Genomic DNA, 10,522 nt, shown 5'->3' on the forward strand with positions numbered 1-10,522 from the left:
CCTGCTCCAGTAAATGCATACCTTGTGCTGCCCAATGGAAACGTAAGTGCCACACATCTGCATTGGCGGGAGCATTACGTCGGCAATGGCACAGCCATTGGTAAGCATCTAACCAGGCTGATATGGGATTAGTCATACTCCATATCAAAGGTCACAGAGGCAGAAAATGCCCCACGCCCTATGGTGTGGTTACTGATCGCCTCCGGCTCTCCTTGCACATAGGCCTGCAAGGCAATGACATTGTTACCGTTACTGAGTTCTTGCTCTATCCCTTGATTATTATTCAACGGGATAGCCTTACCAGAAGTTGTTTCCAGCCCGATGGCGATGCCGCTGGCCTCGCTCCCCTTGGACAGTGCCAATAGACCCGGCAGTTGGCTATTTTCTACCCCCCTGAAAGAGACTTTCACGCTATTGCCCGCGTTGATGTCACAATCCGTCAGGTGTAACTGAAATTTTTGCGCAAGTGTACGGCCATTCAGGTAGAGATATTTATCCGCCAGCACACTAAAATCCAGCAGGACATTCTCATCACCTGGGGCAATAACACAGGGTGCGGCGACCAGAGCCCCATGCAAGCGCATGTTATCTGCGGCCAGTACCGGCCCGTTAAGCAACATCCCCATCGCGACCATGCCACACCGCACTTGATTACTGAGCTGGTGCATTATTCTCTGCCTCCATCACTGGTATACCGCCTGCAGCGTAGCAGTGGCCCCAAATGCCCCTTCCACTAATGTCGAACCCGGTGTTTTAACTGGGACTACCTCCAGAATAGGTAAATCTGCTGGGTTAACTGATACAGGTTTACCCAAGGTAAATACCTCGCCGTTAATTAAGAACTTAATACCTAAATCTGGATTATCAGTTTGAATAGCAGCCATGTCATAGGGAGTTGGTTCGCCACTTAGTATCAACTCCATCGCCCAGCCTTTAGCGCCAGGTTCACATTTGATGCTGTAATCCACTTTTTGCAGATATTGAATACCATCGATTTTTTTTATCCCCAGTCGGCCACCAAAATCCACATCAATCAATTCACCTGAATTAACTTCGCAGGAGGGTGGCTCAATTAAGGTGCCACCAAAAGCCAGGTTAGTTGCCGCGGATACAGTCCTGCTTACAAGAATTACCGTTGCCAAAAATGTGGCAAAAGCCAAAAATCGTCCTATCGCCACATTTTTCATCACTTATAATCCACCATTAACGTTGCTGTAGCGGTGAAAGTACCGCCAGACAAAGCCTTATCTTTATTCTTCACAGGTACCGCTGTCAGTTTGGGAACTGATGCTTCATCCGTGTAATCAAAATCCAACCACTCATTGGTGCCTAATTTTTTACCATTGGCTTGTATCTCAATGGCCAGATTCTCGTTTGTTGTTTTCAGGCTCTTGCTGTCAAACGACGCTCCACTCCCTTTGATTTGTAACTTCATGGCTTTGAGCTCTGGGCTTGTACATTTCAAGCCATGTGCTACGGGTTTAATGTACAACTTTCCGTCCACACGAGAAGTCATGACTTCATTACCAAAATCCACCTCAATCTGTTTACCACCGTTAATAGTGCAATTGGGTGGCTCAATCAATTTGCCTTTAAAATTCATTTCACCCGCAGCTAGCACATTTCCACTAAAAAGTACCGAAGTGACCAACAGCGTTGATAATTTTAATTTGTTATTCATAGTTAAAACCTTATTTAATAAAAAATTCGCTAGTTAATTGAAATAGTTTTCGCAACCAAATATCAAAAACTCAGTTCTCTTCTCTGATTACTCTACGTTAATAGTCCATAACTTTATGGACTATTTCCTTTACTGGTAATCCACCATTAATATGCCCGTTGCCGAGAATGAACCTCCTTTCAACATGGAAACTGGATTTTTCACTGGCACCACATCCAAACGGTATACCCCAAGACCGTTATCATAGGTAAAATTCACCCATTCATTTACCGAAACATGTTTCTTATTAACTAATATTTTAATAGCCAGATTTTCGTTATCGGTTCGTAAGCTTGTATCATCGAAACTCGCACTTCCCCCAATAATTCGCATTTTCATATTATTGATAACGGGATCTTTACATTTCAAGCTGTGCTTCACTTATTGTAAATAATTCACTCCATCTATACGGTATGTCATGACTTCATCGCCAAAATTAATATCTAGAATAACGTCATTATTAATAATACAATTTGGCGGTTCAATCAACGTACCTTTTAAAGCGCATTGTGTCGTTATTTGCCAATACACTTTTTGTAAACAGTATCAATAAACTTAACAATATTGTTAAGTTTAGAATTCTGTTCATTTTCGTTCCCATATTACTGATAAGAGATTTTCATCACTGCATTAGCTGAAAAATCTCCCCCTTTCAACGGTTTGTTCGCAACTTTTATCGGCACCACTTGCAATAAGGGTTTTTTCGCTGGACTGAATTTTATTGAATCATTTATGTTAAGTGCCTTACCATCGGCAAATAGTGCAATACCAAAGTCTGTAATATTGGTTCCCAGTGCACTATTATTAAATGAAGCAGCAGTACCCTGTATTGTCATATAAAACATTTGCGAATCAGCACCAGTGCATTTCAAACTATATTCAATAGGCTTGATATAATTTTTACCATCTACTTTTTGGGATAGCACATCCCCAAAAAAAACACTCATCGTCTTATTATCATTAATCGTACAGGTTGGTGCCATAATCGTTATTGAAACTCTAAAGCTAACCTGTTCAGCCGCCAGTACTACACTGCTGTTGGCCAGCATGCCAGTAGCCAAAACAATAACTAGCCGAGCGACATTCCTTATATTAAGCATAATGTTGCTACCTCACTTACAATTATGTAGGGTATCCTTACATGCGCTAGCCTTCTCTAAATGCCACACACTTTCCGCAGATACGTTATGTGCATATAGCATGCCTTTCACCTCTTCTCTGGGCCAATTATCTGCCAGACTAGGGGCAGGCAATGACCAGACCATCATCATAAAACTGGCCAGTACCATCATCGCCAGCATCGCCCCGCCACACCAATCTTGCCAGCGGGGGCGAGGTGAAGGATTCTCGCTGAGCTTCTCCCCCAATATTGGCCACTTGTTGCTGATCCATTTCATCCGTATTCCCCCTTGTTGGCGCAGCATAGGGCTAAGAGCACATCACGACGCATTGGGCTTCTCAGGGATCACTTTGCAACTGTTACCGCTACAACTAAAAGTTAGCTGCGGACGACCACCATAATCATTGATATAGGTGAGTACCGGGCTGTTTCCCAAGCTGGCAACCTTAACTTTCAAAGGTGTGCTACTTTTAGGCGGCACCATTAATGACTCGAATTCTTTTACACCTTCGCTATCCTTGGTGTTACCTGCAGCAATAATAGTTACATAATAGGGAGTAGTGTTATTTACCACATACTGCTCCCCCTGCCGTGTCAGGGTCATTTGCTCATGCAAAGGCGTATTCGTTTTTACCGCAATAGCATCAGGACGATAGAACAGTTTAATACGTGTCTGGAGCGCAATTTGTAATGTATTGGCTTTATCACTTTTCGGTGGTATTTCCCGCAGATTAAAGTAGTACAGCGTTTCGCGATCTGATGGCAATTGTTTTGCTGCTGGCAATGCCTGAATCTTCAACTGGCTCGTTTTGCCAGGCTCAATGCGCTGTACCGGGGGCAAAACAATCAATGGGCTTTGAATTTTGTTACCTTGCTCATCTTCCAGCCAACCCTGAGCCAAATAAGGCAACTGCTTGTTCTGATTAGTCACACTCAGGCTAACAGAATTATTTTTGCCATCAAAAACCACTCGGGTACGGTCCAGGGCAATAGCTGCATTAGCCTGTTGGATGACAATCCCAGATAACAGGGTTATTGCTAATATCTTAAATTTCAGCATATTGTTTTGCATAGTACTCATTATCTTCTCTATATTAAGGTGTGATATCCACAAATAAGCCTCGCGGATATTATCTGTTTTAAAAGTCCGGACTAATATCAGCCTCTGCCGCTTGATATAGCGGATTATTCTTAATCCTTAATCGATAGCGGCTGACAAGGCAGCAGCAAGTTGCTCATCAACATTTCTGTCGGCAGTTGTGAGGGTAATTGCACCTCACACTGTGCACTACCATCCCAATGCACAGCCATCTTATCTCCAGCGTTGATGCCTGATAGATAGACACTGCCGCCATCGCTCACCACACCGGTATCCTGACCACGAACATTCATTACTGTGGCACCAAATGGTGGCTCAGAACCATCGGCCAATTTGATAATTGCCATGGCCTTTTCGCCCGCTATCACATCAAATTTGCGGTAACCTATCGCACCTTCCGTCAATGTGGCTTGCACCACCGACTTAGTTGCTTCAACCTTGTCACTCAACTTGTTCAGGTCAATACGTGCCTGATTACGGTAATAACTGTTCACATCTGACACCACGGCCTTACCGAACATATTGGTTCGGCTGGAACTACCGTAACCACCCACGGGTACCCCTGATACACCGTTGGTATCGACGAGCATGCGCGTGCCCCCCATCATGCCAACCCGATGTATTGCGCCGCCTTGCGGCGTCAATGTGACCCCTCCCTGCGCTGAAACACCCGCGGCGGTGTATCCACCTTCTTGGTAGCTCGCGTTAACACTCAATCTGCTGGCGTCACCATCGCGACTATAAAAACCACTCAGATTGCTGCCACTACGTGATGTGCCTGCATTCACCTGGTAACTGCTATGCTCATCAATTGTTTTCGAATACCCGACCCCATTGGATACATTCTTACGGTCCAAGGTTGAGTTATAGCTAAGCGTCGCTCCGTTACTCCACGGCACCGACAGCGACAAATACATGCCATCGTCATTAGTTTCGTTTTGACGGTTACGGTATGCCGATACCGATAAACTCATATTCCGAAATTTTCCCAGGTCGAAATAACGCGACACTGTCAGGTTATAGCGATCATTAACAGGACGATCCCAATAAGTCTGGTGGCTATAGTTAAGGTAAGTACTCAATCCCAACTCACGGAATTGCTTGTTAAAAGTCACGGTATACATCTCTTTACTGTTACCGCCACGATTGCCTTGATAACGCATGTCTAAATATTCGCTCATACTCAGGAAGTTCTCATCAGAAAATCGATAACCGGCAAACGTCACTTGACTATCGATCTCCTCAAAGTTCTTTGAATAGCTCAGGCGATACGAACCACCACCCAGCGTTCTCTGTTCATCAGGTAGCTTCGCGCGTGATTGAGTGGCATCAAACGACAATGCCCCCAAAACCATTAAATCTCGTCCCACACCCAATGACATGGCGTTGTAATCACCGCCGAGCAAAGCACCACCGTACAGTGACCAGCCATTGCTGACCCCCCATGAGAACTCACCGCTGCCAAAGAATGCCCCTTGCGTGCGGTGCTCCCAATCAGATGGTTTACCTGCGCTAAATTTATATCTGACGGAACCTGGACGCGTCAGATACGGGATATTGGCGGTATTTATTTTAAACTTCTGGACGCCACCATCTTGTTCTTCTACCCGGACATCGAGCTCTCCGGATACCGCATCATTAATGTCCTGAATACGGAATGGGCCCGCTGCGACTTGTGTCTCATACAGCACCCGCCCTTTTTGGCTAACAGTTACTGTTGCGTTAGTTCTGGCAATACCCACAACTTCTGGCGCATAGCCGCGCAGGTTAGGTGGCAACATACTGTCATCAGAACGCAGACTGGCGCCGCTGAAACGGAAGCTGTCAAACATGCCAGAATCCAGATAGTCTTCCCCTATCGTCAATTTTGAGCGCAAGACAGGTATCGCGCGATAAGCGTAATAGCGGCTCCAATCCAACCGATCATTATTTTTCTGCATGCTGTCGCTCTGGCGATTTAAGCTGCCCTGCCAGTCCGCACGTAAACGCCAGGCGCCGTAGTTGACACCTGCAGTTCCATTACCACTGATACTGTAATTTTTAGTGCCCTCTTTTGACTGCTGCTGTGTCTGAGCATTAACACTGTAATCAAATAACAATCCTGGAATACCTTCATCCCAGCGAGATGGCGGATCCCAGTCATCCGAAATATATTCCAAATACACTTGCGGAATGCTCAGATACAATGCTGACTCAGCGAGATCGCCCCGCACTTCCATACCCTTTAAGCTGGATTCGTCCAGACAGTTCCCCTGATGCCACCAGGTAATTTGACCCAATACTCCATCTTTCAGGCCAAGTTGATCGACCAGTGCCTTGTCAATACATGCCCTACTACCTTTGGGGTCATCCTCCGGCGCGTAAAAGATTATCTTTTGTTCTGGCAATGCATGTTGGTTTATATTTACAGCTAATCCGTAGCTACCCGGCATAATATAACCACTGCGGGAAAATTGGCTTAGATCGATATTTTCACGGTCACTAACATCAAGTACATCAGTATTAAACTGAATACCGTCATCGGCATACACTACTGTCGAAGGAACGCCCAGAGCAATAGAAATGCACAATCCCAACACATGGAAACGGACCAATTTTCCAGCAGGTGAAAAATTCATTTCGCTAACCTTATACATGAACGTTTTTTAAATCAGTTCTAATAAAAAATAGAAAAGCAGGCCACTAATATTAAACATATACAAATCAATTATTAATATTAACCGCACACAGAATTAATAATGACATCTTGCATATTGTCACTCCCCATTAAGCATGACTATGATCTACTTGGGCAGTGGTATAAATAACTAAAAGCAATATGAAAGCAGTCATTGTTTTACTAACAAAGATATTTATAATATGGTTTCTGCTGTACCCTAATATGTAATACAGCAGAAACCCACAATCATTTAATAAACTAAGTCAGCAAAAAAATAATTATTTATATGTCAGAGTAAACCCAGCGACTGCTTGGAATTCCCCTGGGATAATCGCCTCTTTTGCATCACCTTTCACAAAGGTAGTGAAATTAAGTTCATTGCTACCCACTAGTAATTTGCTTGGAACCGGTTTACCCAAGGCAATCAAGTTTCCTGCCGTATCACCGATACCAACACTGATACCCTTAGCGCTACCAATAACGCCGATGTGTCCGTCCCCACTCTCGGATGCTCCACCAGTAAACATAGTTTCTACGGATTTTTTGGTTGCAATATCGCAATCAGTCAGTTTCAACGTAAAAGGCTGTGGAGTCGACTTCCCACCCGATTTCAAAGCACCATTGGCAATAGAGCCCATTTTCACTGTTTGGTCGACACTCTCAGGAGCAATGGAACATGGTGCATCGACAATTTTGCCAGCAAAGGTTACCTTACCCGCTGCTCCCAACACTGGATCTTCTGCGGCAGCATAAGATGAAACACCGAAGACCAAAATCGCTGACAACATAATTTTATTGAATTTCATATATATTCTACCGTTAAAATAAATTAGACATATTTTCAGTGCATAAGTGTATTAGTTCTCAATACCTAAATTTTAAACACACACATCTACTACCGAACAAGTTTCATCGCCATCAGATTACAAGCCTGCAATCTAATTTGAGGTCGCCATTATAATCACCCCACCATAAAACAGCTAAACATTCTAAAAAAATATAAATATATAGTTTTTAATTCTAAAAGAAGCAAATAAATCAAATAAAAACAACACTTACAACCGAAAATTGGATTTAAATAGCTTTAACGCCTAGGAAACACTAATAACCATTTATTTATTAAAAATAATAATCAGAATAAAAATATAGCCAATGACAACCAAGACCCGTCTCAAATAAAATAATTTATGATTACATTTTAATTGAAGTAAAACGTATGCATGAATTGGTCATTGGATTAGAATAATAAAGTATTGCACTTTCCTTATTCTAAGCTAGAATAAAAATTAATATATATTTAAATCAATAACTTGAGAAAAGCTTATGCCAATAAAAAACTATTAGATTCCGAGGGCCAAAGATTTTGGGTCGATGATTACGGTGCCATTGGAGACGGTATGTCCTATGATGATGAAGCTGTCATAGAAGCAGTTGATGCTGCTAAGAAAATAGGGGGGAGAGTAGTATTTGGAACCCAAACCGGTGCAGTTCTTCACTATCGTTTGCAACGTGAAATTAATTTAAAAAGTGATAGCTCCAGTCCTTTAGAGGGGAGTTCAGTCACTGTTGAGTTTACTGGTTCAATGTTTAGTACAGTGACCCTTTTTGAACCACAACTAAAGTTCGATGTATTATTTAGCTATGCCAACCATGCGCGGTTTATAGGTAATATTTGTGTTAAGCGATTCCGGATAATGCTGAAGCTGATTATAAAGGTATAGTTTTCGCTACCCGTCCGAGTAAGCAGGTAAAATTAGTTGTAAATAGAATATTAATCTCTGGAAAATTCATGTTTGGTAAATTTCACAGATTCACGCTATGGGAGAGCATTGAGCGTTTTGAATCTTTTCATGCTAAGTGTCATATAGTATATTCCAACAAGGAACTGAATGACTTAATTGATGCCTATGATGCCTATGATGCCTATGATGCAGGTGAAACTAACTTCAATTCTCTGTTAAAAGCGACTCCCGCACCAATGATAGTTGGAACCATTAGCCCCCTTCTGGGTGGTTCCATAATGCCATTAATTGTGGACTAATATATTGCGAAGGTGGTGAAGTTGGATTATATGGTTCGCCAGTAGGTATGGCTATCGCGCAAATAACCACACAAGTCAAATTAATAAAGAATAGAGCGGTGAATGACATTTTTCCTACAACTGATTGAGGGACCGGCAGCTACTTCTTTGGCTATTCATTTTCTATGTTAAGGGCAGGTGTTACAATAGCGGATTTATATGTAGAGGTGACTGAAAGACCGATTTATATAGAGTAGAGCAATGGCCTTGATATTGGCACTATGTTTGCCCAAGGGTTTTATACTAATGGAAGTTTAGTCAATAAAAACAATGCCCATGCTTGTATATTTTCCAATAGTTTTAATACTTACGCTAACCTGAAATTCCCATCAACCAATAAAATTCTTAATTCAAATTTACAACTAGCTCGGTACGGGCGATAATAAGACACAGTTCCCGGATGAATTTTTAACCTCATGAAATACATATTAAATTTCTCATTAGTGTTCACGCCTGAGCTAAGAAACTTAGTCTTACTAGGCAATGACGATGCTGAATTAACACTTTCAGCGCCAGCCTCTCGGCTACTGGCTGAGCTAATAAAGTCAAATGGCGTCACCCTCTCCAGAGATGAACTGCTCAAAAGCGTGTGGGAAGACTATGGATTCGCGGGGTCAAATAGCAATTTAAATAGTTATATCAGTGAAATTCGTAAGGCATTTACCAGTCTTGGGTGCGATTCTAAGATGATAGAGACCATTCCTAAGATCGGATTGCAATTTAGTGCAAATGTTGAAACTGTTCTTATATCGGAAAATACGACCATTTTGATGGAAAATACCGTAGATAATCAGCCTTCACCTTTAGTTAAAGTAACTGAAACTGTTGAAAACGCTGCGGGAGAAAATAAAGTAGATGAAGATAATTTACCTAATACTAAAAAATCCATCATAGGAGGAAAAAAAATGATCCTTGCCTCCATAGTCTTGCTATGCACAGCCCTTGCAATTTATTATTTCAATTTAGAAGAGACTAAGGCTCCATCCAGAAATAAGTCAGTTTTTCTTTTCAAGCAAAAGAATTGTAGCGTCTACTCTCTGGTTAATAGTCAACAAAAAAAACTTGATGATTTAATCAAAACCGCCAAAATCGATTTAGAACAAAATAACATTGTCTGCACCGAACAACGTGAAAATATATTTCATGAAAGGGTACTTGAAAGCAATATACTCTCATCATATACTTTCATATCAATTTGTAAAATTGATAGTGAAAATAGAGCAACTTACTGCAAAACGTTAATTAAATAGCGTACAGGACTAACTATGAAAAAAGCTCTGCTATTTTCCTTTATCTTCATACTGGCTATTTTTTTAACTATTTTTTTATCATTTCATAAAAAAACAGATCAGCCTAATATCTTTACATGCACATCAGATTACATTGAAGATAGAGTCGAGGATAGAGGCATGACACTGCTTACGCATGTTTCAATAACTATTGATTGGAATAAAAAAAGTGGTACTGTATCTTTTAACGGCAATCTTGTTAGCCCCAAAGAAACATATAAAATAAAAAGAACAACTCATTTTAGTTTGGTATCATCTGGCTATAAACATTCTCTAATGGGGATTGAGCTATATATTACAAAAGAAGATGATGCTCCAGCCGAAAAATTGAAATATTTCAATATGATAACAAGTGATGTAAGTTTCAGTACGTTTGAAGCTATAAAAAACGCAGATTCTTCATTTACTATATATAATAGCCATGAACCTATATTAGTGTGTAGTACAAAAAGTTGACTCTGTAGTGGCATAGTTAATTTGGCCACCTGAATAGAGGTGATATCATCGCCTCATAGTCAAAACAGGTGACATTATGACCGGACGTAACAAACGCAA

The 10,522-nt window shown here is 41.5% G+C and carries 13 protein-coding genes; 4 read left to right on the plus strand and 9 right to left on the minus strand.

Going from position 1 to position 10,522, the window contains the following annotated elements:
* Positions 1-128: 128 nt before the first annotated feature.
* The 9 genes from ACNSO8_RS04385 to ACNSO8_RS04425 form a co-directional block, all read right to left on the minus strand.
* Positions 129-668, minus strand: a complete 540-nt coding sequence (locus ACNSO8_RS04385) for a fimbrial protein (protein WP_418393927.1) — start codon at positions 666-668, stop codon at positions 129-131.
* 15 nt (positions 669-683) lie between these two features.
* A complete protein-coding gene (locus ACNSO8_RS04390) occupies positions 684-1,187 on the minus strand; it encodes a fimbrial protein (protein WP_418393928.1) in 504 nt (167 codons plus the stop codon).
* The gene (locus ACNSO8_RS04395; RefSeq protein WP_418393929.1) at positions 1,187-1,681 is read right to left on the minus strand and encodes a fimbrial protein; all 495 of its coding nucleotides are present in this window, start codon (positions 1,679-1,681) and stop codon (positions 1,187-1,189) included. Before ACNSO8_RS04395 ends, ACNSO8_RS04390 begins: the two co-directional genes overlap by 1 nt.
* 129 nt (positions 1,682-1,810) lie before the next feature.
* Complete coding sequence (locus tag ACNSO8_RS04400; protein WP_418393930.1) at positions 1,811-2,089, minus strand: hypothetical protein; 279 nt, start codon at positions 2,087-2,089, stop codon at positions 1,811-1,813.
* Positions 2,090-2,322: 233 nt separating this feature from the next.
* A complete protein-coding gene (locus ACNSO8_RS04405; protein WP_418393931.1) occupies positions 2,323-2,820 on the minus strand; it encodes a fimbrial protein in 498 nt (165 codons plus the stop codon).
* A gap of 12 nt (positions 2,821-2,832) precedes the next feature.
* Positions 2,833-3,117 carry a hypothetical protein gene (locus ACNSO8_RS04410; RefSeq protein WP_418393932.1) on the minus strand — a complete coding sequence of 95 codons (285 nt, stop codon included), beginning with the start codon at positions 3,115-3,117 and terminating at the stop codon, positions 2,833-2,835.
* 42 nt (positions 3,118-3,159) lie between these two features.
* A complete protein-coding gene (locus tag ACNSO8_RS04415; RefSeq protein ID WP_418393939.1) occupies positions 3,160-3,900 on the minus strand; it encodes a fimbria/pilus periplasmic chaperone in 741 nt (246 codons plus the stop codon).
* A gap of 131 nt (positions 3,901-4,031) precedes the next feature.
* On the minus strand, positions 4,032-6,557 hold the full coding sequence (locus ACNSO8_RS04420; RefSeq protein WP_418393933.1) for an outer membrane usher protein: 2,526 nt from the start codon (positions 6,555-6,557) through the stop codon (positions 4,032-4,034).
* Positions 6,558-6,876: 319 nt separating this feature from the next.
* Positions 6,877-7,404, minus strand: coding sequence for a fimbrial protein (locus ACNSO8_RS04425; protein WP_418393934.1), 528 nt, complete (start codon positions 7,402-7,404; stop codon positions 6,877-6,879).
* A gap of 591 nt (positions 7,405-7,995) precedes the next feature.
* On the opposite strand from ACNSO8_RS04425, the gene ACNSO8_RS04430 reads away from it, so the two are divergent.
* The 4 genes from ACNSO8_RS04430 (at position 7,996) to ACNSO8_RS04445 (ending at position 10,423) form a co-directional block, all read left to right on the plus strand.
* On the plus strand, positions 7,996-8,319 hold the full coding sequence (locus ACNSO8_RS04430; RefSeq protein ID WP_418393935.1) for a hypothetical protein: 324 nt from the start codon (positions 7,996-7,998) through the stop codon (positions 8,317-8,319).
* 68 nt (positions 8,320-8,387) lie between these two features.
* Complete coding sequence (locus ACNSO8_RS04435) at positions 8,388-8,639, plus strand: hypothetical protein (protein WP_418393936.1); 252 nt, start codon at positions 8,388-8,390, stop codon at positions 8,637-8,639.
* Positions 8,640-9,094: 455 nt separating this feature from the next.
* A complete protein-coding gene (locus ACNSO8_RS04440) occupies positions 9,095-9,928 on the plus strand; it encodes a winged helix-turn-helix domain-containing protein (RefSeq protein ID WP_418393937.1) in 834 nt (277 codons plus the stop codon).
* Positions 9,929-9,943: 15 nt separating this feature from the next.
* Positions 9,944-10,423 carry a hypothetical protein gene (locus ACNSO8_RS04445; RefSeq protein ID WP_418393938.1) on the plus strand — a complete coding sequence of 160 codons (480 nt, stop codon included), beginning with the start codon at positions 9,944-9,946 and terminating at the stop codon, positions 10,421-10,423.
* Positions 10,424-10,522 lie beyond the last annotated feature (99 nt).

It is taken from the genome of Yersinia sp. LJYL362 (assembly GCF_048323875.1).